Annotated in this window: 21 protein-coding genes; 6 read left to right on the plus strand and 15 right to left on the minus strand. The window is 70.6% G+C overall.

The features are described 5' to 3' along the window. Positions 1 to 182: 182 nt before the first annotated feature. Together AB0395_RS26280 and AB0395_RS26285 are read left to right on the plus strand one after the other, a co-directional pair. Entirely contained in the window at positions 183 to 1,595 is a 1,413-nt protein-coding gene (locus tag AB0395_RS26280; protein ID WP_366284995.1) for an NAD(P)/FAD-dependent oxidoreductase, read from the plus strand. Between the two features lie 384 nt (positions 1,596 to 1,979). Next, on the plus strand, positions 1,980 to 2,669 hold the full coding sequence (locus AB0395_RS26285; protein ID WP_366284997.1) for a hypothetical protein: 690 nt from the start codon (positions 1,980 to 1,982) through the stop codon (positions 2,667 to 2,669). A 72-nt stretch (positions 2,670 to 2,741) separates the two neighbouring features. On the opposite strand, the gene AB0395_RS26290 is transcribed toward AB0395_RS26285, so the two are convergent. Both AB0395_RS26290 and AB0395_RS26295 read right to left on the minus strand, forming a co-directional pair. Continuing rightward, the gene (locus AB0395_RS26290) at positions 2,742 to 3,890 is read right to left on the minus strand and encodes an acyl-CoA dehydrogenase family protein (RefSeq protein WP_366285000.1); all 1,149 of its coding nucleotides are present in this window, start codon (positions 3,888 to 3,890) and stop codon (positions 2,742 to 2,744) included. A gap of 76 nt (positions 3,891 to 3,966) precedes the next feature. After that, positions 3,967 to 5,091, minus strand: a complete 1,125-nt coding sequence (locus tag AB0395_RS26295; RefSeq protein ID WP_366285002.1) for a Xaa-Pro peptidase family protein — start codon at positions 5,089 to 5,091, stop codon at positions 3,967 to 3,969. Between the two features lie 225 nt (positions 5,092 to 5,316). Here AB0395_RS26295 and AB0395_RS26300 point away from each other — a divergent pair, with 225 nt between their 5' ends. The 3 genes from AB0395_RS26300 (at position 5,317) to AB0395_RS26310 (ending at position 9,111) form a co-directional block, all read left to right on the plus strand. Next, complete coding sequence (locus AB0395_RS26300; RefSeq protein ID WP_366285004.1) at positions 5,317 to 6,540, plus strand: SpoIIE family protein phosphatase; 1,224 nt, start codon at positions 5,317 to 5,319, stop codon at positions 6,538 to 6,540. A gap of 22 nt (positions 6,541 to 6,562) precedes the next feature. Then, entirely contained in the window at positions 6,563 to 7,474 is a 912-nt protein-coding gene (locus tag AB0395_RS26305; RefSeq protein WP_366285006.1) for a 5'-3' exonuclease H3TH domain-containing protein, read from the plus strand. A gap of 209 nt (positions 7,475 to 7,683) precedes the next feature. Continuing rightward, the gene (locus AB0395_RS26310; protein ID WP_366285009.1) at positions 7,684 to 9,111 is read left to right on the plus strand and encodes an RNB domain-containing ribonuclease; all 1,428 of its coding nucleotides are present in this window, start codon (positions 7,684 to 7,686) and stop codon (positions 9,109 to 9,111) included. Positions 9,112 to 9,374: 263 nt separating this feature from the next. Here the strand turns inward: AB0395_RS26310 and AB0395_RS26315 are convergent, their stop codons facing one another. The 8 genes from AB0395_RS26315 to AB0395_RS26350 all read right to left on the minus strand — a co-directional run bounded on the left by AB0395_RS26315 (position 9,375) and on the right by AB0395_RS26350 (position 17,143). Beyond that, on the minus strand, positions 9,375 to 9,542 hold the full coding sequence (locus AB0395_RS26315; protein ID WP_366285011.1) for a hypothetical protein: 168 nt from the start codon (positions 9,540 to 9,542) through the stop codon (positions 9,375 to 9,377). 272 nt (positions 9,543 to 9,814) lie between these two features. Beyond that, positions 9,815 to 12,544, minus strand: coding sequence for a DEAD/DEAH box helicase (locus AB0395_RS26320; RefSeq protein ID WP_366285013.1), 2,730 nt, complete (start codon positions 12,542 to 12,544; stop codon positions 9,815 to 9,817). 94 nt (positions 12,545 to 12,638) lie between these two features. Then, positions 12,639 to 13,523, minus strand: coding sequence for a YegS/Rv2252/BmrU family lipid kinase (locus AB0395_RS26325; protein WP_366285015.1), 885 nt, complete (start codon positions 13,521 to 13,523; stop codon positions 12,639 to 12,641). Positions 13,524 to 13,539: 16 nt separating this feature from the next. Beyond that, a complete protein-coding gene (gene tatC, locus AB0395_RS26330; RefSeq protein ID WP_366285018.1) occupies positions 13,540 to 14,421 on the minus strand; it encodes a twin-arginine translocase subunit TatC in 882 nt (293 codons plus the stop codon). Between the two features lie 49 nt (positions 14,422 to 14,470). Continuing rightward, positions 14,471 to 14,803, minus strand: coding sequence for a Sec-independent protein translocase subunit TatA (gene tatA / locus AB0395_RS26335; protein ID WP_366285020.1), 333 nt, complete (start codon positions 14,801 to 14,803; stop codon positions 14,471 to 14,473). A 65-nt stretch (positions 14,804 to 14,868) separates the two neighbouring features. Then, entirely contained in the window at positions 14,869 to 15,057 is a 189-nt protein-coding gene (locus AB0395_RS26340) for a hypothetical protein (protein WP_366285022.1), read from the minus strand. A 24-nt stretch (positions 15,058 to 15,081) separates the two neighbouring features. Beyond that, on the minus strand, positions 15,082 to 16,038 hold the full coding sequence (locus AB0395_RS26345) for a WYL domain-containing protein (RefSeq protein ID WP_366285025.1): 957 nt from the start codon (positions 16,036 to 16,038) through the stop codon (positions 15,082 to 15,084). Positions 16,039 to 16,183: 145 nt separating this feature from the next. Continuing rightward, entirely contained in the window at positions 16,184 to 17,143 is a 960-nt protein-coding gene (locus AB0395_RS26350) for a WYL domain-containing protein (protein ID WP_366285028.1), read from the minus strand. A gap of 56 nt (positions 17,144 to 17,199) precedes the next feature. On the opposite strand from AB0395_RS26350, the gene AB0395_RS26355 reads away from it, so the two are divergent. Next, positions 17,200 to 18,333: a DUF3866 family protein gene (locus tag AB0395_RS26355; protein ID WP_366285030.1), complete on the plus strand. Its 1,134-nt coding sequence runs from the start codon at positions 17,200 to 17,202 to the stop codon at positions 18,331 to 18,333. Here the strand turns inward: AB0395_RS26355 and AB0395_RS26360 are convergent. From AB0395_RS26360 to AB0395_RS26380, 5 genes are all read right to left on the minus strand, one after another. After that, the gene (locus tag AB0395_RS26360; protein WP_366285042.1) at positions 18,279 to 18,761 is read right to left on the minus strand and encodes a DUF3291 domain-containing protein; all 483 of its coding nucleotides are present in this window, start codon (positions 18,759 to 18,761) and stop codon (positions 18,279 to 18,281) included. The genes AB0395_RS26355 and AB0395_RS26360 overlap by 55 nt on opposite strands. A gap of 27 nt (positions 18,762 to 18,788) precedes the next feature. Next, positions 18,789 to 19,430, minus strand: coding sequence for a transcriptional regulator (locus AB0395_RS26365; RefSeq protein ID WP_366285032.1), 642 nt, complete (start codon positions 19,428 to 19,430; stop codon positions 18,789 to 18,791). Positions 19,431 to 19,649: 219 nt separating this feature from the next. Continuing rightward, positions 19,650 to 20,597, minus strand: coding sequence for an FKBP-type peptidyl-prolyl cis-trans isomerase (locus AB0395_RS26370; RefSeq protein ID WP_366285035.1), 948 nt, complete (start codon positions 20,595 to 20,597; stop codon positions 19,650 to 19,652). Positions 20,598 to 20,693: 96 nt separating this feature from the next. Further along, positions 20,694 to 22,052, minus strand: a complete 1,359-nt coding sequence (gene pafA / locus AB0395_RS26375; RefSeq protein WP_366285036.1) for a Pup--protein ligase — start codon at positions 22,050 to 22,052, stop codon at positions 20,694 to 20,696. 334 nt (positions 22,053 to 22,386) lie between these two features. Then, entirely contained in the window at positions 22,387 to 22,896 is a 510-nt protein-coding gene (locus AB0395_RS26380; protein WP_366285039.1) for a hypothetical protein, read from the minus strand. Between the last annotated feature and the right edge of the window lie 159 nt (positions 22,897 to 23,055).

Below are 23,055 nucleotides of genomic sequence, written 5' to 3' on the forward strand. Positions count from 1 at the left end.
GGAGCACGACGCGGGCCCGGCCGCCGCGCCGTGTCCCGATCCGTGCCCCGATCCGTCCCGGGCGGGGCTCGGTCGCGCGCGCCGGTCGCGGCGGGTGACAAGCTGGGCGGTGGACGCCGCCGCCAGGACGCGCGGTGACCGGCTCGTTCACTCTGGGGTTTCAGAAGTTCTGGGAGGCAGTCGTGGCCGATGAGTTCGACGTGGTCGTCATAGGCGCCGGTCCGGCCGGGGAGAACGCTGCCGCACGCGTGACCCGCGGGGGGCTGAGCGTCGCGGTGGTCGAGGAGAACCTGGCGGGCGGGGAGTGCTCGTACTGGGCGTGCATCCCCAGCAAGGCCCTGCTCCGCCCGGTGGAGCTCGCGGCCGAGGTAGGCCGGGTGCCGGGCCTGGAGGTCGGGCCGATCGACGCGGCGGCCGTGCTCGCCCGGCGTGACGAGGCGGTTTCGCACCTGGACGACAGCAAGCAGGTCGAGTGGATCGAGGGCCTGCCCGCCGAGTTCGTGCGGGGGCGGGGAAGCCTGCAGGGCCCCAGGCAGGTCGAGGTGACCGGGCCGGACGGTTCGGTACGGCCGCTGCGCGCCCGGCACGCCGTCGTGCTGGCCACCGGCAGCCGCCCGGCGATTCCGCCCGTTCCCGGCCTGGCGGAGGCCGCGCCGTGGACGAGCCACGAGGCGACCGCGACGCGGGCCGTCCCCCGGCGGCTGGCCGTGCTCGGCGGAGGCGTGGTCGCCTGTGAAATGGCGCAGGCGCTGCACGGGCTCGGCGCCCAGGAGGTGACGCTCCTGGTGCGCGGAAACTCACTGCTCGGCCGGATCGAGCCGTTCGCCGGGGAGCTGGTCGCGAACTCACTGGCGGGCTCGGGGATCGAGGTGCGTACCGGCGCCAAGGTGACCCGGGTCGAGCGGCCGGTGCCCGGCGGCCCGGTCACCGTCCACCTGGCTGAGGGGCCCCCGATCGAGGCCGACGAGCTGCTGGTGGCCACGGGGCGCACGCCCGCGACGAAAGGCCTTGGCCTCGGCTCCGCGGGCCTGCCGGAGACCGGTCCGGTCGAGGTCGACGACAGCATGCGCGCGACCGGTGTCGACGGCGGCTGGCTGTACGCCGTCGGCGACGTCAACGGCCGCAACCTGCTCACCCACATGGGCAAGTACCACGGGCGGGTGTGCGGTGACGTCATCGTGGCCAGGGCGCAGGGAGAACGCGACGACCTGCCCGCGCTGCGCGCCGTCGCGGACGGGTACGGCGCGCCGCAGGTGGTCTTCACCGACCCCCAGGTCTGCGCGGTCGGGCGCACCGAGGCAGCCGCCAGGGCGGAGGGGTTCGACGTGCGCGTGGTCGAGTACGACCTCGGCGCGGTCTCCGGGGCTTACCTGCTCGGCGACGGCTACCGGGGCAGGGCGAAGGCGGTCGTGGACGAGCGGCGGCGCGTCCTGCTCGGTGTGACCTTCGCCGGTCCCGGGGTGGCCGAGCTGCTGCACTCGGCGACGGTCGCCGTCACCTCCGAGGTGACGCTCGACCGACTCTGGCACGCCGTGCCGTCCTTCCCCACGGTCAGCGAGGTCTGGCTGCGGCTGCTCGAGCAGTACGGCCTCTGAGCGCGTCTGGAGGGACGCGAGTGGTCTGAGTCCCCAGCGGGACCTGAGGTACGCGACGGGCGCCGAGCGCGCCCGTCGGACCGGAGAGACGCACGGGATCTCGGGCGGCGCGGACAGCGCGAAGGTCCGGGAAGGAATCTCGGAGAACTCAGGACGGGCGGCGCCCCGCCCTCGCGGCCGCCGCCTCGCCCGCGCTCACCGGGGATTCACCTCTCGGTCACCGAGAGCTCGCAGCCGCCACCCCCGCCGAGGTTCACGGTTTGCCCACAGAAAAAAATGGTTTTTTGACTGGTTTGTCATATTTTAGAAACAATCGGGCACCAATGGGAAGGATACGGTTTCGTCAGGTACACGAAGAGGACCAGGGCGTGCAAGGGAGGCGAAATGGCAGCCATGGAGAAAGGGATGCACAGCAACCAGCACGAGACGCCCTGGCAGGTTGACTTCCAGGCGCTGGACAGGCGGGAACGCCTCATCATCAAACGGATGCTGGCGGGACTGGCGCTGGGCATGATCCTGGCCGTGGTCGGCGAGTCGCTCGCCGAGGTGCTGCCCTCGCAGGTGGCCGCGATCTACGACCCGTACGCCTACGGACTGCTGGTCCTCGTCATGACACGCGGCTCGGCGAACGCCTGGTGGGCGGCCCTCAACGGCCTCCTGGCCGCCGCGGGCCTGACGGCGGGCCACGTGGTCGCCCACGCCCTCAACCACGAGGAGACCCTGCTCGCCCAGGCGAGCGAGAACTGGCAGATCGCCCTGAGCATCACGATGGCCGCCTTCGGCCTGGTCGGCTACCTCAGCCGCAGGCAGGGCCGGAGCGGTGACGTGGCCGTTGGGGTTTTCAGCGGCCTGCTGTTCACCAAGGGCGCCGAGGACATCCAGCAGGCAGCCGTCATGCCACACGGCGCCCCCGTGCCGAGCGGCCCGTGGGCGCTCGGCGCCCTGGTGATCATGGGCGTGGGATTCCCTCTCCTGCTCCGCTCCACGGTCCCGGCGCGGTTACGCACCCTGCTCATCACCTTCGCCTGCGCCGCCCTCTTCACCGGGCTCTCCCTGCTGCACCTGCTGTGGTGACGGGGGCGGTGTGCCCCCCACAGGGCACACCGTCCCCGGTCGCCGCGCCGCAGCCGCCCGCGCGGGCCCCGGTCACAGCTCCTTCGCCAGGGCCCGGCCGATCACCAGGCGCTGGACCTGGTTGGTGCCCTCGACGATCTGCAGGACCTTGGCCTCCCGCATGTAACGCTCCACGGGGAAGTCCTCGACGTAGCCGTAGCCGCCGAAGATCTGGACGGCGTCCGTGGTGACCTTCATGCACATGTCGGTGGCGAACAGCTTGGCCATCGCGGCCCGTGTGCCGTACGGGCGGCCCGCGTCGCGCAGGCGGGCGGCGTCCAGGTAGAGGGCGCGGGCGGCGGCGACCTGGGTGGCCATGTCGGCGAGCATGAACCCGATGCCTTGAAAGTCGATGACGCGCGAACCGAACTGCCTACGCTCCCCCGCGTACGCGGTCGCCGCGGCCAGGGCCGCCTGGGCCAGGCCGACGGCGCAGGCCGCGATGCCGATCCTGCCCCCGTCAAGGGCGGCCATGGCGATGCGGAAGCCTTCTCCCTCCGCGCCGAGCAGCGCGCCCCGGCCGAGCCGCGCCCCGTCGAAGCGAACCTGGGCGGTCGGCGAGGACCGCATGCCCATCTTCCGCTCGGGCGCGCCGAACGACAGGCCCTGCGTCCCCGCGGGGACGTGGAAGCAGGAGATGCCACGGCTGCCGTCGGCGGAGGTCCTGGCCATCAGGGTGTAGAAGTCGGCGACCCCGCCGTGGGTGATCCAGGCCTTGACGCCGTCCACGACGTAACCGTCGGCGTCGGGCACGGCGCGGGTGGTCAGGGCCGCGGCGTCGGAGCCCGACTGGGGCTCGGACAGGCAGTAGGCGCCGAGCAACTCACCGCCGAGAAGCTCGGGCAGCAGCTCGGCGCGCTGCTCCTCGGTGCCGTAGGCGGCGACGGGGAAGCACGACAGCGTGTGCACGGACAGGCCGAGCCCGACCGCGAGCCAGCCAGCGGCCAGCTCCTCGAGCACCTGGAGATACACCTCGTACGGCTGCGCGGCGCCCCCGTGCTCCTCGGGGTAAGGCAGCCCGAGGAGGCCAGACCTGCCCAAGGTGGTGAACACCTCGCGGGGAAAGCGCTTGGCGGACTCGTCGGCCGACGCCCTGGGCGCGACCTCCTTGCCGATCAGGTCGCGGACCAGGTCCAGCAAATCGTGGGCTTCGGCGGTCGGCAGCACACGCTCAACGGTCATATCCGCATACTCCAGGTCAGGACGCGAATGGCAAAGGGGTAGCCGGGGTCGCCGGCCACCCCGATTGTGACACTCGTTACACGATGACGAGTTCGCGGGGCCGGTGATTGACCCGCTCGCCGCCCTCCTCGGTACAGATCAGGATGTCCTCGATGCGGGCGCCGTGCGCCCCCGGCAGGTAGATGCCCGGCTCGACGGAGAAGGCGAAGCCCGGCGCCAGCGGCTCGGCGTTGCCCGCGACGATGTAGGGCTCCTCATGGGTCTCCAGGCCGATGCCGTGCCCGGTCCGGTGGATGAAGTAGTCTCCGTAGCCCTCGGCGGCGATCACGTCGCGCGCGGCCGCGTCGACCGACTCGCATGAGACCCCCGGCCGGACGGCCTCGCAGGCGGCTTCCTGGGCTCGCTGGAGCACCTCGTAGTACCTCACGAAGCCCGCCGGGGGCTCCCCGACGCAGTAGACCCGGGTCGAGTCCGAGCAGTAGCCGCTCGGCATCTGGCCGCCGATGTCGATCACGACGGGCTCGCCCGGCTGAATGATCCGGTCGGACAGCTCGTGGTGGGGGCTGGCACCGTTGTGGCCGGAACCCACGATGACGAAGTCGACGGTCGAGTGGCCCGCCGCGATGATCGCCTCGGCGATGTCCTTGCCGACCTCGCGCTCGCTGCGGCCCGCCCGCAGGAAGTCCGGCACCTGCGCGTGCACCGCGTCGATCGCGGCGCCCGCCTCCCTGAGCGCGGCCACCTCGGCCTCGCTCTTGCGCATGCGCAGGCCCCGCAGTACCGTCCCGGCGAGCACCTGTTCCGCACCGGGCAGCGCCTCGCGGAAGCGCAGCGACTGCATCGCCCACATGCGGTCGGCCAGCCCGACCCTGCCGATCCCGCCCGCGCCGCCCAGACGCGCGGCGACGACCGCGTAGGGGTCCTCGGTCTCGTCCCAGGGCACGAACTCGATGCCGAGCCTCGACGCCGGGGAGTGCTCGGCCGCGGGCAGCTCCAGGCGGGGCACGACCAGGAAGGCCGGGCCCTGCGCAGGCAGCGCCAGGCAGGTGAGCCGCTCGAGCGGCAACGCCTCGTAACCGGTCACATAGCGCAGGTCCGGACCCGGTGTGAGCAGCAGCGCGTCGAGACCGGCGTCCGCCGTGGCCTCTTGAGCGGCGGCGAGACGGGTAACGGGATACAGGTCAGAGGACTCCTTTGTCACACCAACCAATGTAATCCGGAACAGATCAGTGCCGTACCAGACCGTGTGCGGACAAGGGAAAGTCCAGGAAAAGCCACCAGGCCAGCGGCACCATCACTACAATCCGTTGAAGGACGATCACATTTTGTCGACAGGATGTCCCCAGGCCCCCACATTTCGAGAGCGAGCTAAATGGTCGGCGTAGTGGGCGGCCCTCAGCCACCCCTCCACCCACGAAACGACCACGTGACCGGTTCCGCCCCGCTGACCGCGGCAGAGATGGTGCAGCGGTTGCGCGGAGAGCTGGACGAGCACATGGCCGTGGAACAACAACTTCTCAGCGCACGGCTGGCCAGCGCGGAACGGCTGGGCGATCTGGGCTGGGCCGAGTGGCACCTCCAGAGCGGCGAGTCCACTTGGTCCGATCATGCCTACGCCATCTTCGGCCGTGATCCCGGCGACGGCCCGATCCAGCTGCATGACCTGGTCTGCCACGTCGAGCCGCAGGACCGGGCACTCGTGGACCTGCTGCTGCGAGCCGTGATCGACCTGGCCGAGCCGGGGCAGGCGGAGTTCCGCATCCGCCGCCGGGGAGAGATCCGCAACCTTCGCGCGGCCCTCGGCCTCGTCGTGACCGGCGGCGGGCACACCACCGTGCACGGCGTGATCCAGGACATCACAGAACGCCGAACGGCCGAGCAGGTCATATCGGAGTCCCGCAGGGAGCTGCTTGAGGTCCACGAGCGGGCCGTCGAGGAGCAGCGCGTGAGCGTGGCCCTGCGCGAGGCGATCATGCCCGGCCTCGGGGCGGCCGTCGATCTGCCCAACGCCAGGATGAAGGTCCGTTACGTCCCCGCGGGTCTGAAGGACGGTCTCGGAGGTGACTGGTACGACGCCGTCACCATGCCCGACGGGCGAGTGCTGCTGACCATCGGCGACGTCTCGGGCCACGGCCTGCCCGCGGTCACCCAGATGACCAGGCTCCGATACGCCCTGGGCGGGCTCGCGATGACGGGCAAGCCGTCCGACCGGCTACTGGCCTGGCTCAACGACATGGTGATGCACCAGTTCGAGGAGACGACCGCGACCGCGGTCATCGGTCACCTCGATCCGGAGACCGGCGTGTTCGCCTGGAGCCAGGCGGGCCATCCGGCGCCGATCCTGATCCGTGACGGGACGGCCACCCAGCTCGACCCGCCCGCGGGGGTGCTGCTCGGCGCGACCCTGTCGGAGCCGTACGAACGGGCCGACGTACAGCTGATCGAGGGGGACCTGCTGCTGCTGTTCACCGACGGGCTGGTCGAGCGACGCGACCGCGACATCGACGAGGGCCTCGCGCTGACCCTCGAGGCGGCCGCGGGCCTGATGCGGGACGACCTGGACGCGGGCCTGGACAACCTGATCCGGGCGGTCGGCGGCCCCAACCCCGAAGACGACACCTGTGTGCTGGTGATCGGCCTGCTCGGCTGAACGGCTTGGTTAAATGGTCGCCATGCCCGGGCTGATGCTTCTCGACACCCCGTCCCTGTACTACCGCGCCTTCTACGGTGTGCCGGAGTCGGTGACCTCCCCCGACGGGATGCCCGTCAACGCGATCCGCGGTCTCATCGACATGATCGCCACACTGGTTCGCCAACACTCTCCCGGCGAGCTGGCCGCCTGCATGGACGCCGACTGGCGCCCGGCCTTCCGCGTCGCGGCGATCCCGACCTACAAGGCCCACCGGGTCGCTCCCGGTGGCGGTGAGGAGACCCCGGACACGCTCGCCCCACAGGTTCCGGTGATCGAGCGGGTCCTCGACGCGGCGGGCATCGCCCGCGTCGATGTGCCGGGCTACGAGGCCGACGACGTGATGGGCACACTCGCCACCCGCGCCCTGGGCGGGGTGGACATCGTCACCGGCGACCGGGACATGTTCCAGCTCGTCGACGACGACAGGCCGATCAGGGTCCTCTACACCGCGAAGGGCGTCAAGAACCTCCAGCTCGTCGACGAGGCCGCCGTCACCGCCAGATACGGCGTCCCCGGACGTTCCTACGCCGACTTCGCCACCCTGCGCGGCGACCCCAGCGACGGCCTGCCGGGGGTTCCCGGAGTCGGCGACAAGACGGCGGCGGCCCTGATCACCAGGTTCGGCTCGCTCGACGCCCTGCTCAGGGCCGTCGACGAAGGCGGCGACCTCACTGCGGGACAGCGGGCCAAGCTGAGCGCGGCCCGCGACTACCTGCGGGTCGCGCCCGGCGTGGTCCGGGTGGCTCGCGACGCGCCCGTACCGGATGTGGACCTGGCTCTGCCCGTGACGCCGCGCGACCCCGGGGCACTCGACGCCCTGGCCGAGCGTTACGGCCTCGGCGGCCCCCTGGGCCGCCTGTCCGCGGCGCTCTCGCGGGTTTCCCCGGGCTGACCGGGCCGAAGTCCGGCGCGCGACGCATTCTCCTGCCGCTCCGGGGCAGGACGTACTTCTCGGACATCCGTCTACGGAAGACGCCGGCATGGACAGATCGATCGCGCCCCGGAGCGGCCGCCACCCGGCGGGCCTCCCCCTCCGCGACCTGCCACGTCCGGCCCTGGCCCGGAGACACGGGTATGACGTGGAACGGTAGGTTGACCCCCGTGCCTCACAAGAGCATCCGGGTACCCGGAGAGCCCCATCCGCGGCTCAGCGACGGTTTCGAACGGATCCGACGGGAGCTGAAACTGCCTGAGGAGTTCCCCCGGGCCGTGTCAGAGGAGGCGGAGTGGGTCATCGAGGTGCCCACACTGCCCTCGCTCGACCGCACCGACCTGCCCCTGATCACCGTGGACCCGCCGGGGTCCATGGACCTGGACCAGGCCATGCACCTGGAGGAGCGGGCGGGCGGCTACCGCGTCTGGTACGCCATCGCCGACGTCGCCGCGTTCGTACGGCCAGGCGGGGCGATCGACACCGAGGCCCGCAACCGGGGCGAGACCGTCTACATGCCGGACGGCCGGGTGCCGCTGCACCCGGTGATGCTCTCGGAGGGCGCGGCCAGCCTGCTGCCCGGGGCGACCAGGCCCGCCGCGCTGTGGTGCGTCGACCTGGACGCCGAGGGCCGAATCGTCGGCGCCGACGTGACCAGGGCGCTGGTGCGCAGCCGCGAGCGGCTCGACTACGACTACGTCCAGACGGCGGTCGACACCGGCACCGCGGACGGCACGCTGCGGCTGCTCGCCGAGATCGGCAGGCTCAGGCTGGCGCTCGAACGGGCCAGGGGCGGCGTCACGCTGCCCACTCCCGAGCAGGAGGTCGTCCCGGACGGGGACGGCTACCGGGTCGAGCTGCGCGCCCCGATGGAGGCCGAGGCGTGGAACGCGCAGATCTCGCTGCTGACCGGCATGGCCGCCGCCTCGATGATGCTGGACGCCGAGATCGGCCTGCTGCGGGTGCTGCCGTCCGCTCCGGCGGAGAAGATCGCCCAGGTCCGCCGGGTCGCCGCCGCGCTCGGCGTGCCGTGGCCCGAAGGGGCCGCCTACGGCGACGTCATCCACGGGCTCGACCCGAAGATCCCCGAGCAGGCCGCATTCCTCGAGGAGTCGACGGTCCTGCTGCGCGGAGCGGGATACGTGGCCTTCAACGGCGAGCCTCCCCTGCAGGCCGACCACGCGGCGGTCGCCGCGCCGTACGCCCACGTGACCGCGCCGCTGCGCAGGCTCATCGACCGCTACGCCACCGAGATCTGCCTGGCGGTCGCGGCGGGCGAGCCGGTGCCCGAGGACGTCCAGCGGGTCATGGGCGAGCTGCCCGGCATCATGCAGTCGACGGGACGGCGCGCGGGCGCAGTCGAGCGGGCGTGCGTCGACCTGGTCGAGGCGTTCGTGCTGCGGGAGCGGGTGGGGCAGACGTTCGACGCGGTGGTGATCGATGTGGACGACAACCACCCCTGGGGACAGGTCCAGGTCACCGATCCGGCGGTGGTCGCCCGCTGTGACGGCGAGCGGCTTCCGCTGGGCGAGGCGGTCCGGGTACGGCTGACGCGCGCCGACCCGGCGACCCGGGAGGTCCGTTTCAGCCTGGCCTGAATCACACCGGTTCGCGGGCCCAGGCCCAAGTCCAGCCTGACCGTTCGGGCACGTCCCGCCAGACGCCGCCGACGCGTTCCTTCCAGGCGATCTTCGTGGAAGACATGCCATTCCTCCTCGACGGAGCGGCTCGTCCGGCCCGGTGGGAGAGGCCCGTTGAGCCTCTCCCACCCCTGATCTGCCGGTTCGTCACGGCGGATCACCGACGATCCCGTACAACCTAGATCACGTGGAGACGAGTAAGGCCAGAAAAGACAGTGAGACTATTTCTTCAGGGACCACCCCGCACCGACCCCCGCCAGGTGAAGGGCGACGAAGATCAGTCCGGCGATGGCGAGCGTGGTGACGGTCACGACGGTGCCGACGGCCACACCGGCGATCTGGAAGATCAGAGCGAGAACGAACAGCAGCGCGGCGACGAGGGCGAACATTCCTACCTCCCTGGGCGGGGGCTCAACGGGGTTCCGTCATAGGAATTTCCTGGGCGATCTCCTGAAAAACCGCCCTGGAGGTGACGTTCCGCACGCCCGGCGTCACGGGGTATTGACCGGACGGTCAGTTGGCACCGCGACGGTGCCGTCCCGGTTGTGACGGCACCGTCGGGCCCGGAATCACACCTACGATCCACCTTCCCCGCCGGCGCCCCGAACCGGGGTCCCGGCAGGCGTTCCCGGGGCGGCCTCTCAGCAGGCGTGGCGGCCTCTCAGCTCAGGGAGGAGTAGGCGACCACACCACGCCTGAGCGCGTCCATCGCCTTGCCCGCGCTCTGCTTCACCTTGCTGCCGGGCGGCGCCGCGTCGGAGATCTGGCCGAGCAGGTCGAGCAGCTGCTTGATCCAGCGCACGAAGTCTCCCGCGGCCAGCTCGGAGCCGTTGACGCCGTCGCCGAGAACCGCGTCCAGGCTGTGCCCCTTGGCCCAGCGGAAGGCCGCCCAGGCGAACCCGAAGTCGGGCTCCCTGATGAACGACAGACCGTGGTCACTCTCGATGGACTCCAGGTCGCCCCAGAGGCGGACCATGTCGCTCAGCGCCTTCTGCACCCCGCCCGCGGGGATCCTCGGCTGGCGCGCCTCGTCGGCCTGCCGGGACTCGAAGACCAGCGAGGAAACACTGGCCGCCAGCTCGGCCGGGTCGAGGCCGTCCCAGAGCCCGGCGCGCAGGCACTCGGCGGTGAGCAGGTCCAGCTCGGTGTACAGCTGGGCGAGGCGACGCCCCTCCGCGGTGACGTGCTCGCCGTCGAGGTAGCCGAGCTGGTCGAGCACACCGCAGACCTTGTCGAAGGTGCGGGCGATGACGTGGGAGCGGCCCTCGACCCTGCGGCGCAGGCCCTCGGTCTCGCGAAGCAGCTTGTAGTAGCGCTCCGCCCAGCGGGCGTGGTCCTCCCGTTCGTCACAGCCGTGGCAGGGGTGCTGGCGGATCTCCCTGCGCAGGCGGAGGATCTCGTCGTCCTCGGCGGCGTGGTCGCGTGCCCTGGCGGGCTTGCCGAAGTCGCGGTCACCGACCTTGGCGTGTATGGAGGAGACCAGGTTGGCCCGCTCCTTCGGCGAGCGCGCGTTGAAGTTCTTCGGGATGCGCAGGTGCTCGACCGGTTCGACGGGGACGGGGAAGTCGGCGGGCGAGAGTTTCTTGACCTGCTTGCCGATGGTGAGCACCAGCGGAGAGGGGCCCTCGCCCCGGGAGTTGAGCCCCGGGTCGAGAACGACCGCGAGACCCGCCCTGCGCCCCCCGGGCACGCGGATGATGTCGCCGGGCTTCAGCGCCTCAAGCGAGCGCAGCGCCTGCGCCCTGCGGGCCGTGCCGCGCTGGCGTGACAGCTCAGCCTCCCGGTCCGACAGCGCCCTGCGCATCGCGGCGTACTCCTCGAAGTCGCCCAGGTGGCAGGTCATCGCCTCGCGGTAACCCTGCAGCGCCTCCTCGTGGCGGCGTACCTGCTTGGCGATGCCGACCACCGCCCGGTCCGCCTGGAACTGCGCGAAGGAGGACTCAAGGAGCGTCCTGGCACGTTCCCTCCCCACCTGGCCGACCAGGTTGACCGCCATGTTGTAGGAGGGGCGGAAGCTGGAGCGCAGGGGGTAGGTGCGAGTGCTGGCCAGGCCCGCGACCTGAAGCGGGTCCATACCGGGCTGCCACTGGACCACCGCGTGGCCCTCGACGTCGATACCGCGGCGTCCCGCCCGGCCGGTGAGCTGGGTGTACTCGCCCGGGGTGAGGTCGGCGTGGGTCTCGCCGTTCCACTTGTCGAGCTTCTCGATCACCACGGAGCGGGCGGGCATGTTGATGCCCAGCGCGAGGGTCTCGGTGGCGAAAACGGCCTTGACCAGGTTGCGGGTGAACAGTTCCTCCACGACCTCCTTGAAGGCCGGGAGCATGCCCGCGTGGTGGGCGGCCAGGCCGCGTTCCAGGGCGTCGCGCCATTCGAGGTAGCCGAGCACGACCAGGTCCTCGTCGGGCAGGTGCGCGGTGCGCTCGTCGACGATCTGCCGGATCTCGTGACGCTCGGCGTCGGTGGTGAGCCGAATCCCGGCGTACAGGCACTGCATGACCGCGGCGTCGCAACCGGCCCTGGAGAAGATGAAGGTGATCGCGGGCAGCAGGCCCGCCGTGTCGAGGCGCTCGATCGCCTGGGCCCGGTCGGGCGGGCCGCCCCGGCGCGGGCGGGAGTAGCCCCTGCGGCCCCTGCCGTACGACTGGCGTTCCTCGTCCCTGGCCAGGCGCAGCAGGTTGGGGTTGACCGTGGGCCGCTTGCCGTCCTCCTCGGCGAAGAACAGGTCGTACAGGCGGTTGCCGACGAGCATGTGCTGCCAGAGTGGGACGGGGCGGTGCTCGTCGACGATGACGCTGGTGTCACCGCGGACCTCGCCCATCCACTCGCCGAACTCCTCGGCGTTGCTGACCGTGGCCGACAGGGCGACCAACCGCACCGACTCGGGCAGGTGGATGATCACCTCTTCCCAGACCGCGCCGCGGAAGCGGTCGGCCAGGTAGTGGACCTCGTCCATGACGACAAAGCCAAGCCCCGTCAGGGTTCCCGACCCCGCGTAGAGCATGTTGCGCAGCACCTCGGTCGTCATGACGACGATCGGGGCCTCGCCGTTGACGCTGTTGTCACCGGTGAGCAGACCGACCTTGGCGGCGCCGTAGCGCTTGACCAGGTCGTTGTACTTCTGGTTTGACAGTGCCTTGATCGGGGTCGTGTAGAAGCACTTGCGGCCCTCCTGGAGGGCCAGGTGCACGGCGAACTCACCCACCACGGTCTTGCCCGAGCCGGTGGGGGCGGCCACGAGCACTCCGTCGCCCGCTTCCAGCGCACGGCAGGCATCGAGCTGGAAGTCGTCCAGTTCGAAGTCGTACAGACCGCGGAACGAGGTCAGCGCAGGGCCGCTGTCGGCCTGGCCCTGACGGAAGGCAGCGTAACGTTCCGCTGGGGTCGTCATGTCTCCAAGCCTACCGATATCGGGATTCCGGTCCGTCCGGCGCGGACCCGGGATCTGGGACGGCCGCGGGCCCGCTCCGGCGCGCGAACCCGGCCTACCGCAGGACCTGGAGCGCGCCGGGGACGATCTCGCAGGTGAGCGGGACGGAACCGAGCCGCTCACCGTCGGCGTAGGCGATCACGTCGGCGGCCTCGAGCGTGATCCTGGTGGCGCGCCTGGTCGTGACGAAGGGGTTGGCGACGTGGGAGCCCCGGTAGACCTGAGGAAAGGCGCGCAGGAAGCGGCCCTTGGGCACCGCGTCGAGGATCGTCACGTCCAGCAGGCCGTCGTCGGCGACGGCGTTCGGGCAGACGCGCATCCCCGCGCCGTAGGAGGAGGTGTTGCCGACGGCGACCAGCATGGCCTCCCGTTCGATCGTCTCGGCCCCGCCGGGGCCCTCCAGGGTGATCCGGAAGGGGATCGGCCTGAAGGAGCGGAGTTCCTCGGCAAGCGCGAGGACGTATCTGGCCATGCCGGGCGGCCAGGTCATCCGGTTGGCCCGTTCGTTGACGCGGGAGTCGAAGCCGCAGGCCAGAACCCCGGCGAACCACTCCTCACCGGTCCTGGCCGCGTCGACCCGGCCGCTCTCGCCCCTGAGCACGACGTCCGCGGCGGCCAGCGGCGCCCTCCTGGGCAGGCCGAGCGCGGCGGCGATGTCGTTTCCCGTCCCCACCGGGATGACGCCCAGCGGGACGCCGGTTCCCGCGACCGCCTGGACGGCCAGGTGCACCAGGCCGTCGCCGCCGAAGGCGACCAGCGCCTCCGGCTCCTCGGCCACGGCCGTGCACGCGCGTTCCAGGGCGTCGGCGGCGGACTCGCCCATGATCACCGACACCTCGTGCCCGTCCCGCCGGAGCCGGGCGAGCACCGGGGCGAGCAGGCCGCGTGACCGGCCGCCGCGGGCGGCGGGATTGACGAGGACGGCGATCTCTCCGGGCACGGCCGGAATCTATCGCCTATCGCGGCGGGTCGGTATCCGTCGCCTCCAGGTCGAGCGGCGAGGCCTCGTCGTCGGAGAGATGGGAGAAGTCATCGCCCTTGGACGCCGATCTCTTCTCCCTGAGGTACATGAACCCCTCGGCCAGGGCGAACAGCACGACCATCGGGATGGCCAGCGCGATCATCGAGAACGGGTCCGTGCTCGGGGTCGCGACCGCCGCGAAGAGGAACATGATGAAGATGACCATGCGGCGGTGCTTGGCCACCGTCGCGCGCGGCAGGACGCCGATCACGTTGAGGAACACCATGAGCAACGGCAGCTCGAAGGAGACACCGAAGATCACGATCATGACCAGGATGTAGTTGAGATACTCGTCGATCGTGAGACCGGTCAGCGTCCCCGTCGGGGCGAAGCTGAGCAGGATCGCCAGGCCGGTGTCCGTGACGAGGTAGGCCAGGCCCGCTCCGAGGAGGAAAAGCGGCACGGCGAGCCCCATGAACATCATGGAGTAACGCTTCTCGTTGCGGTACAGACCCGGGGTGACGAAGGCCCAGATCTGATACAGCCAGAGCGGCGAGGAGACGACCAGGCCGCACAGGGCCGCGACCTTGAGGTTGACGAAGAAGGAGTCGAAAACCCCCAGGACGAGCAGCGTGCACTGTCCCGGCCGCAGTTGCTGGGCCTGCTGGAGGCCGCAGTACGGCTCCTCCAGGAACTTCCAGATCGGATCGAAGTAGACGAATCCAATGACGATGCCGGCGACCAGACCGAGAAGGGCGATCAGGAGACGGTTGCGCAGCTCACGGAGATGCTCCATGAGCGGCATGCGTCCCTCGGTCGAGCCCTCGGGCGACACCGATCCGTTCGAGCCCGGCTTGGGCCATTTCAGCAGCGCCATTCGCGAATCCCGGTCTGACGAGTGAGGTGATCAGGAGCGAGCTGGAATCCTACTGCGGCTTCGTGGCACCGGCCTGGGCCCGCAGCCTGGCGGCCTGCTCCTCGAGGGCGCGGGCCTGCTCCTCCGCCGACAACGCGGAGACGGGCTCGGCCGCGGGCGCGGCGAGCGGCTGCGGAGCCGGGGCGGCGGGCTGGGGCTGCGCCTGGACGGTGGTCACCGGAGCGCCCGTCTCGTCGTCGTCGCGAAGCTTGGCGGTCTCCGACTTGAAGATACGCAGCGACCGGCCGAGCCCGCGAGCCGCTTCCGGCAGTTTCTTGGCACCGAACAGCAGCACCAGGATCAACCCGATGATGATCAGCTCAGTGGGTCCCAGGTTGGGCATGACACATCCTTAAGCCGAACGACATGCACTCTCCTGCCCGATCGTACGCTGCCCCGGGCACAGACTCATCCCTTCCGGGCGTGGATTGTCCGGACCTGCTCGCTGAAGGCACTGTGTGCGGGAGCGATTGCCCGGCGAACCCGATCCACTTCCCTACCCAGCTCCCTGGTGGCGAGCAGCACGCGAACCCCCAGGAAACCGAGCACGAGCAGCCCTGCGAACGCCAGGCCGACCGCCGCGAAGATCCAGTTCATATCAACAGATCATAACGTCGCGTGTCAGGAAACCGACTCGTAACGATTCAAAGCCAACGTCGCGGCCTGTCTGACGCTCTCGGCCAGTGAGGCCGGGGAGAGCACCCGCCCCGTGTCACCGAGGCGCAGGGCGAGCCGTACCAGCCAGCGCTGGTCACGGGCCCGCAGCGCGACGCGCATGCGGCCCTCACCGAGCTCCTCGACCTGCTCGCACGGGTAGTACTCCGCGACCCAGCGGCCCGCGGCGGTCAGTTCGAGCTCGACCAGCTCGTCCGTCGGTGAGGGCCGGAAGACCCCCGGCGTCACCTCGTCGGGGACGGCCTCGGCCGGCGGGTCCGCCGCCGTCTCCAGGATCTCGACGGTGAGCACCCGGTCGAGCCGGAAAAGGCGCACCGCCTCCGCCCGGTAGCACCATCCGGACAGATAGGAGCGCCCGTCGACGACCACCAGGCGCATCGGGTCGACCTCGCGCGGGGTGACCTCGTCGCGGCCCGGCACGTAGTAGCGCAGCGAGAGCCGTCTGCCGCACCGCAGCGCCTCCTTGACGGTGGGCAGCGCGTCCGGCGTCGCGTCGACCTCGACGGCGACCTGGCTGCTGACCGCGGCCGCGCCCTCGCCCGAGGCCTGCTCGAACTTGGCGATGACCCTGGCCAGCGCGTCGCGCTCGCCGAACTCCGGCAGCTCGGCGAGCATGCGCAGGGCCACCAGCAGGGCGCTGGCCTCATCGATGCCGAGGCGCAGCGGGCGGGCAATGGTGTCGGCGTTGTCGATGATGATCTCGCCGCCGTCCCACGAGACGTCGATCAGGTCACCGGGGGTGTGACCCGGTAGCCCGCACATCCACACGAGCTGCAGGTCGTCGATGAGCTGCTTCTCGCTCAGCCCGAAGATCTTCGCAACCTCGGGCACCTGGGCCCCGGGATGCGACATCAGGTAGGGCACCAGCGCCAGCAGCCTGGGCAACCGGTCGGCCGTGCTCATGCCTTACTCCCCCTGATCGGTTCCGCGTCCGTGGCGACGTCCCTGACAGTACTGTCCTTGGCGGTGCCATCCTTGACGATGGCCCCGGCGGCCCCGGCGGCCCCGACGGCGTCTGGCCTGCACGGGCGTGCCGTACGGGGACGTGTCACGTCAGCGCCCCCTTCAGGCGGCAGATCACGGCCTCCCTGGCGTCCGGTGGCCCGGCCACCTCGGCGTCGGCGGCGAAGCCGACGACCCAGCCTGCCAGACGCTCCGGGTCGGTGAAGTCGACGTCCAGCTCGTCCCAGCCGTCGTGCCCCTGCCGTACGGCCTTCGCCACCTGGCGTAGCCCCTGGCAGGTGCCCTCGCGGACCCGGATGAGGGCGGTCCGCTCCTGGACGGTCATGTCGTCGCGGTAGCCGACCATTGACGTGATGTCGACGTCCTCGGGGACCACGACGGTCCCGGGACGGCCGACCGGGACGACGGGACCGTTGATCCGGCTGAGCCTGAACACCCTGGCGGCGTCACGGTCGCGGTCGTGCCCGACGACGTACCACCGGCCGCGACGGCTGACCACGCCCCACGGCTCAACCGTGCGGGTCAGCACGCTCTCGCTGGCCGCGGCCCGGTAGGGGAAGCGGACCGGGCGCCGATCGCGCACCGCCTCCCACAGCGCGGGGAACGCCGGGTCCCGGGTGTCGACCCGCAGCTCGAGCGCCCCGCCGAGCATCCCGCCCGCCTCGTCCGTCTCCACACCGCCCGCGCGCAGCTTCAGCAGCGCACCGCTGGCGGCCTCTGCCAGGCTGGCCCGCTGCCAGACCTGGGCCGCGAGGCCGACCACGGCCGCCTCGTCCGGCTCCAGGGTGATCTCGGGCAGCTCGTAGGCCTGCCTGACGATCCGGTAGCCCGGATCCTCCTCCCACGGGTCCTTCTGCACCTCGATCGGGATGCCGATCTCGCGCAGTTCGTTCTTGTCCCGCTCGAACATCCGCTGGAAGGCCTCGTCGTTGGCGGCGTCGTAACCGGGCACCGCCTGGCGGATGTGCTCGGCGCTGAGCGGCCGCCTCGTGGCCAGCAGGCAGATCACAAGGTTCAGCAACCGCTCGGTCTTCCGGCGCGACATCCGGCCTCCTTCCCTGTTCACATGACTCTACGTCCAGGTGACGCTACTCTTCCCCGGTGATCAGATGGCGCAGGGGCGAGGTCGTACGGATCCGGCGCGAGTGGCCGGGGGCGGTGGAGCTCGACGTCACCACCGAGGAGGGCGGCGTGCGCGCGCTCGCCTACCCCGCCCTGGTGGGGCGTCCCGAGCCAGGCGACACGGTGCTGCTCAACACGACCGCGCTCGCCATGGGTCTTGGTACGGGAGGTTACGCCATGGTGGTGGCACTCCCGAACAGATTGCCGAAAGATCCGCAAGGTCCCGGTCATCTGGTGAAGGCACGTTACACCCCGCTGCAGGCCACCGTGCTCGGCGCGGACGAGCAGGATTCGCCATTCCATGAGACGCTCCGCGAGGCCGACTCGCTGGACGGCATGCCGGTGGTCGTCGCCGACCTGCACTCGGCGCTCCCGGCGATCCTCTGCGGCCTGTACGGCTCACGCCCCCCCGGGCGCCCCCGGCAGGAGGCGGAGGGCGAGGAGGAGATCCCGGCGGAGACGGGACGGGGCGGGCCCTTCCGGGTCGCCTACGTGATGCTCGACGGCGGCGCGCTGCCTGCCTGGTTCTCCATGTCCTGCGCCCAGCTGAAGGAGGCGGGCTGGCTGGACGGGGTGGTCACGGTCGGCCAGGCGTTCGGCGGTGACGTGGAGGCTGTGACGCTGCACACGGGCCTGCTCGCGGCCCGCCACGTCATGGGCGCCGACGTCGCGGTCGTCACCCAGGGGCCGGGAAACCTGGGCACCGGGACCCGCTGGGGCTTCTCCGGCGTCTCGGCGGGCGAGGCGGTCAACGCCGCCGCGGTGCTCGGGGGCAGGCCGGTCGCGGCGCTCCGGGTCAGCGAGGGCGATCTGCGCGAGCGCCACATCGGGGTCTCCCACCACTCGCTGACCGCCTACGGCAGGGTTGCCCTCGCCCCCGCCCAGGTCGCGGTGCCCGAGTTGCCCGGCGACTTCGGCAGGCGGGTCGCCGAGCAGTCCGCGCCGCTGGCCGTACGGCATGAGCTGGTCGGGGTGCCCGTCGACGGGCTGTACGAGGCGCTCGGCGGCTGCCCGGTGCGGCTGTCCACGATGGGCCGCGGCCTCGACGAGGACCTGGCCTACTTCCTGACCTCGGCCGCCGCGGGACGCCACGCGGCCTCACTGCTGTCGTAAAACTGCTTGAAGGTGAAGGCCTCCGGCGTGGGGCCGTGCGCCTTGAGCAGTTCGAGGCGCCCCATCCCCTCGTCGAGGGACGGAACGTGCCCCCGGGGGATCCACCACATCACCGAGTACGGCTCCGCCACGCGCAGGAACCACTCCCTGCGCCGCTGCAGGACGCCCAGGTGGGCGCTGCGGTAGACGAAGTCCCACAGGCTGTCACGCGTCTCCCACACCGAGAAGTTGATCAGCAGGTGGTCGCCGTAGTCGTGCTTGACGACGTCCTGCGGGCTCTCGCCTCCCTTGAGCCGCCACACGAAGCCGGGCGCCTCGTCCGAGATCCTGTTGATGGGGTCGAGGGCCGCGACGAAATCGGCGAGCTCGGGTGAGTCGACGGGCGCGCGCATGTGAGCGACGTTGAGCTGGGCGAGGTGCATGACCATCAGCAGACCATCCCCCACCCTTCTATGTCAACTCTCATTGTTTTTAGAAAAGGCGACGCAGCACTCCCCCGGTCTGGGATCCAGCCTGGCCCTGGCCGCATCGTCCCCGAGCCCCTCGAGCAGCCCCCGGCAGAGCGCCAGGTTCATCGAGCACACCAGCAGCGGATGTTCCTGCGACAACACGTGGAAGGGGCAGTTGCGCAGCCGCAGGTCCTCCCCCTCCTCGTAGGGCTCGTAGCCTCGCCTGCGCAGCGCCCCGCCGAGGTCCTCCCCCTCCCCCGCGAGCCGCGCCCCGGCCCGCCGCGCGGCCTCGTCGGCGGCCTCGTCCCCACCGAGCCGGTCGACCGCCTCGGCCAGCAGCAGCGCGAGGGTGCGGTAGTCCCTGGCCGGGACGCTGACCTGCCACTCCCCCCGCGCCCTGCGGTAGACCTTCGCGGGACGGCCGCTTCCCGGGCCCGTCCTGTCCGTCAACCGCTTGAATCCCGCCTCGAGCAGCCCGGCCTCGACCAGTTTGTCGAGGTGGAAGGCGGCCAGGGTCCGCTGCACCCCCACCGCCTCCGCGGTCTCGTTGCGCCCGGCCTCCCGGCCGAGGGAGGTCACATACTCGTAGACGGCCCGCCTCACGGGATCGTGAAGGGCCGCGACCGTACCGAGGTCGTCGCTGCTCACAGCCGGGATTCTAGGCGGCGCACGGGCGCCGGCGCGGCCTGCGCCGTTCCCGCTCCCGCGCCGCCGGGGGGCTCCGCAAACGCGGAAGACCCGGTCACGCGAGCACGTGACCGGGTCTTCGACGAGACGGCGGAGCTTGACACGGGCCCTGCGGGAGCCCGCACGAGCACGATCAGGGACCTTCAGGCGCCCGGAACCGGGCCTTGGCGCGGGTCTGGGTCAGTAGGCCGCGAGGACGTCGACCAGGAAGACCAGCGTGTCGGTGCCCTTGATCTTCTCCCCGGAGCCCTGCTTGCCGTAGCCGAGGTCCGGCGGGATGCTCAGCAGCACCCGGCTGCCGACCGGGACGCCGACCAGGCCCTGGTCCCAACCCTTGATGACCTTGCCGGTGCCGATCTGGAACATGATCGGCTCACCGCCGCGCGACCAGCTGCTGTCGAACTCCAGGTCCGATCCCCAGATCTTGCCGGCGTACTGGACCAGGATCGACTGGCCCGACTTGACCTCGGGCCCGGCACCCTTGATCACGGTCTTGGTGACCAGGCCCTTGGGAGCCTTCTCATCGGTCTTGGTGGTCAGCTTGGGCGCGGCGTCCCCTCCCGGGCTCTCCACCTTGACGCCCTTGAGATCGGGGTCGGTCGCGGTGCCCTGAGCGGCCTTGCTCGCCGGGACGTCGACGACGTCGACCACGAAGACCTGCGACTGGCCCGCGGGCGCCTGGGCCTGCTGCTCCTTGGGCAGCGCGTCCTTGCCGACGACCGACAGGAACCGGCCGCCGCCCTTGGTCTCGGCGAAGCCCTTGCGCAGGATCTCGGGAACCTGCTCGTTGAGCGTGATCAGCTGCGGGCCGCCGTCGTCGTAGGTCGAGCCGGCAAGCTTGTTCTCCTTGCCGTCCCAGGTGAAGACGGTGAAGTTGGCCACCACGCTGGCGCCCTCCTTCGCGGGAGTGCCGGTGGTCCCGGGGGTGACCACCTGGTAGGAGGAGGTCTCCACGACCTTCGCCGGGAAGGCGACGGTCGGCTTGGTGTTCGCCGCGCCGGTGACCTTCAACGCGGGCGCCGACACGCCGGTGGCGGTTGCGGCAGTGCCGGCACCTCCCTCGGAGCCGCAGGCGGCGGCGAACAACAACGGCACTGCGGCCAGTACGGCCAGGCTGCGGCGGCGCATATGTATCCCTCAAGAAGACGTCAGATTTGCGCCACACTACCCGCCCTCACATACGGGTGCGGTAAGACGAGGAGCGACCTTGCCGAAGCGTGACCATCACATTCCCGCGATGAGTTTGTCCACCCTCTCGTCCACACTGCGGAAGGGATCCTTGCACAGCACGGTGCGCTGCGCCTGGTCGTTGAGCTTCAGATGCACCCAGTCGACGGTGAAGTCGCGCCGCTTCTCCTGCGCCCTGCGGATGAACTCCCCGCGCAGCTTCGCCCTGGTGGTCTGCGGCGGCACCGACTTGGCCTCGAAGATCTTCAGGTCGGAGGCGACCCGCTCGACCGCGCCGCGCTTCTGCAGCAGGTAGAACAGGCCACGGCGGCGGTGCACGTCGTGGTAGGCGAGGTCGAGCTGGGCGACCCTGGGGCTGGACAGGGGCAGGTCGTACTTCCTGCGGTAGCGCTCGATCAGCTGGTACTTGGTGACCCAGTCGATTTCCCTGGCGACCAGGTCGAGGTTTCCCGTCTCGACCGCGGTGAGCGTGCGCTCCCACAGCTCCAGCACCCGGTGGCTGATGTCGTCACCACCCCTGCGGTCAACGAAGTCACGCGCCTTCGAGAGGTACTCCTGCTGGATCTCCAGCGAGGACGCCTCCCTGCCGTTGGCCAGGCGCACCCGCCGCCGCCCCGTCATGTCGTGGGAGACCTCCCTGATGGCCCGGATCGGGTTCTCCAGCGACAGGTCGCGCATCACGGTGCCCGCCTCGATCATGCGCAGCACCAGGTCGGTCGCACCGACCTTGAGCAGCATGGTCGTCTCGCTCATGTTGGAGTCGCCGACGATGACGTGCAGGCGGCGGAAGCGCTCCGCGTCCGCGTGCGGCTCGTCACGGGTGTTGATGATCGGCCGGGAACGCGTCGTCGCGCTGGAGACGCCCTCCCAGATGTGCTCGGCCCGCTGGGAGACGCAGTAGACCGCGCCGCGCGGGGTCTGCAGCACCTTGCCCGCGCCACAGATGATCTGCCGGGTGACCAGGAAGGGGATCAGCACGTCGGCCAGGCGGCCGAACTCCCCATGCCTGCCGACCAGGTAGTTCTCGTGGCAGCCGTAGGAGTTTCCCGCGGAGTCGGTGTTGTTCTTGAACAGGTAGATGTCCCCGGCGATGCCCTCCTCACGGAGCCTCTTCTCCGCGTCGACGAGCAGCCCCTCCAGGATGCGCTCACCCGCCTTGTCGTGGGTGACGAGCTCCACGACGTTGTCGCACTCGGGGGTGGCGTACTCGGGATGGCTGCCCACGTCGAGGTAGAGACGCGCGCCGTTGCGCAGGAAGACGTTGCTCGACCGGCCCCAGGACACGACCCGGCGGAATAGATAACGCGCTACCTCGTCGGGCGACAGCCGCCGCTGTCCCCTGAACGTGCAGGTGACGCCGTACTCGTTCTCAAGCCCGAAGATGCGACGATCCATTGCCTCACACTATTCGCCGAACCCCTCTTGCGGGAGGGATCAGTGGGGTTTTCGGTCGTACGGCTTATGCCCCCGGGAGCCAACGGCTAAGCGTGAGCGAGGCTCACGCCCTGTGAGGCGGGGCGCGAGCCGTTCAGGAGTCCTGGGTGCCGGGAATCGGCCGCGGGGAACCGGACTCGGCACGGCCGCCCCGGCGCGAGGTGGTCTGCCGGGCCCCGGATCGTCACGGGCGGGATCCGGCCGACCGGAAAAACGTGATCCTCATCACCCGGGAGGGGGTGGCGAGGCCTTCCGCTCCCGGGACCACCTTCGCGCGCGGGCCGTACCGCGGGGCTCAGGGGGTGTAGATCTCCTGGACCTTGACGATCTGGCCCCGGTAGACGGTGATCAGCGAGGGGCGGGTGAACTTCGCCGCCCTGGTCAGCAAGGCCTTACGGGAACAGCGCTTGGCGCCGAGCCCGAGCTTGTCGACGGTGAATCCGCCGAGGGTGGCCGAGCAACCGAAGGCGCTCAGGAAGACGACGTTCTTGGCGACGGGCGAGGCGTAGGCGGTCACGTCTCCCTCGGCGGGGCCGACGAAGTGCCCCTCGGAATACTTGTCCTTCACCCACTTGATCGGCTTGTACTCCACCTGGCTGGGAGCCACATAAGTGATCCAGCCCCGCAGGATGCCGTCTTTGCGGGAGCTGATGTGCTTGGTGAAGTCGTGGCGCGGGTCACTCTGGAACGTGGTCCCGAACGTCTTCGGCTGGGGGAAGTCGGGGATCGCCGCGGCTTCGGCGGGGATCGCACCGCTCAGCGCGGCGGAGAGCACGACGGCTGCGGCCAGGATGGAGCGCTTCATGCCCGGTACGACGACGGTTTCGGAGATCCGGTTGGCCACAAGAGCAGTGATCCGTCTCACAGCGAAGCGGGGGGGCCCCCCCCCCGCGGGGGGCCCCACGCGCCCGGCCCCCCGGGGGGCCCCCGCCCGCCGCGGTGGTGTTTGCCCCCCGGGCCGGGG

This window comes from Streptosporangium sp. NPDC051023 (assembly GCF_040689595.1).
Lineage (GTDB): Bacteria > Actinomycetota > Actinomycetes > Streptosporangiales > Streptosporangiaceae > Streptosporangium.

Coding starts and splice junctions, on each gene's coding strand:
- AB0395_RS26285 (WP_366284997.1), top strand. CDS start 1,980: ATGGCAGCCATGGAGAAAGGGATGCACAGCAACCAGCACGAGACGCCC.
- AB0395_RS26290 (WP_366285000.1), bottom strand. CDS start 3,890: ATGACCGTTGAGCGTGTGCTGCCGACCGCCGAAGCCCACGATTTGCTG.
- AB0395_RS26305 (WP_366285006.1), top strand. CDS start 6,563: ATGCCCGGGCTGATGCTTCTCGACACCCCGTCCCTGTACTACCGCGCC.
- AB0395_RS26315 (WP_366285011.1), bottom strand. CDS start 9,542: ATGTTCGCCCTCGTCGCCGCGCTGCTGTTCGTTCTCGCTCTGATCTTC.
- AB0395_RS26320 (WP_366285013.1), bottom strand. CDS start 12,544: ATGACGACCCCAGCGGAACGTTACGCTGCCTTCCGTCAGGGCCAGGCC.
- tatC (WP_366285018.1), bottom strand. CDS start 14,421: ATGGCGCTGCTGAAATGGCCCAAGCCGGGCTCGAACGGATCGGTGTCG.
- tatA (WP_366285020.1), bottom strand. CDS start 14,803: ATGCCCAACCTGGGACCCACTGAGCTGATCATCATCGGGTTGATCCTG.
- AB0395_RS26340 (WP_366285022.1), bottom strand. CDS start 15,057: ATGAACTGGATCTTCGCGGCGGTCGGCCTGGCGTTCGCAGGGCTGCTC.
- AB0395_RS26345 (WP_366285025.1), bottom strand. CDS start 16,038: ATGAGCACGGCCGACCGGTTGCCCAGGCTGCTGGCGCTGGTGCCCTAC.
- AB0395_RS26350 (WP_366285028.1), bottom strand. CDS start 17,143: ATGTCGCGCCGGAAGACCGAGCGGTTGCTGAACCTTGTGATCTGCCTG.
- AB0395_RS26360 (WP_366285042.1), bottom strand. CDS start 18,761: ATGGTCATGCACCTCGCCCAGCTCAACGTCGCTCACATGCGCGCGCCC.
- AB0395_RS26370 (WP_366285035.1), bottom strand. CDS start 20,597: ATGCGCCGCCGCAGCCTGGCCGTACTGGCCGCAGTGCCGTTGTTGTTC.
- pafA (WP_366285036.1), bottom strand. CDS start 22,052: ATGGATCGTCGCATCTTCGGGCTTGAGAACGAGTACGGCGTCACCTGC.
- AB0395_RS26380 (WP_366285039.1), bottom strand. CDS start 22,896: ATGAAGCGCTCCATCCTGGCCGCAGCCGTCGTGCTCTCCGCCGCGCTG.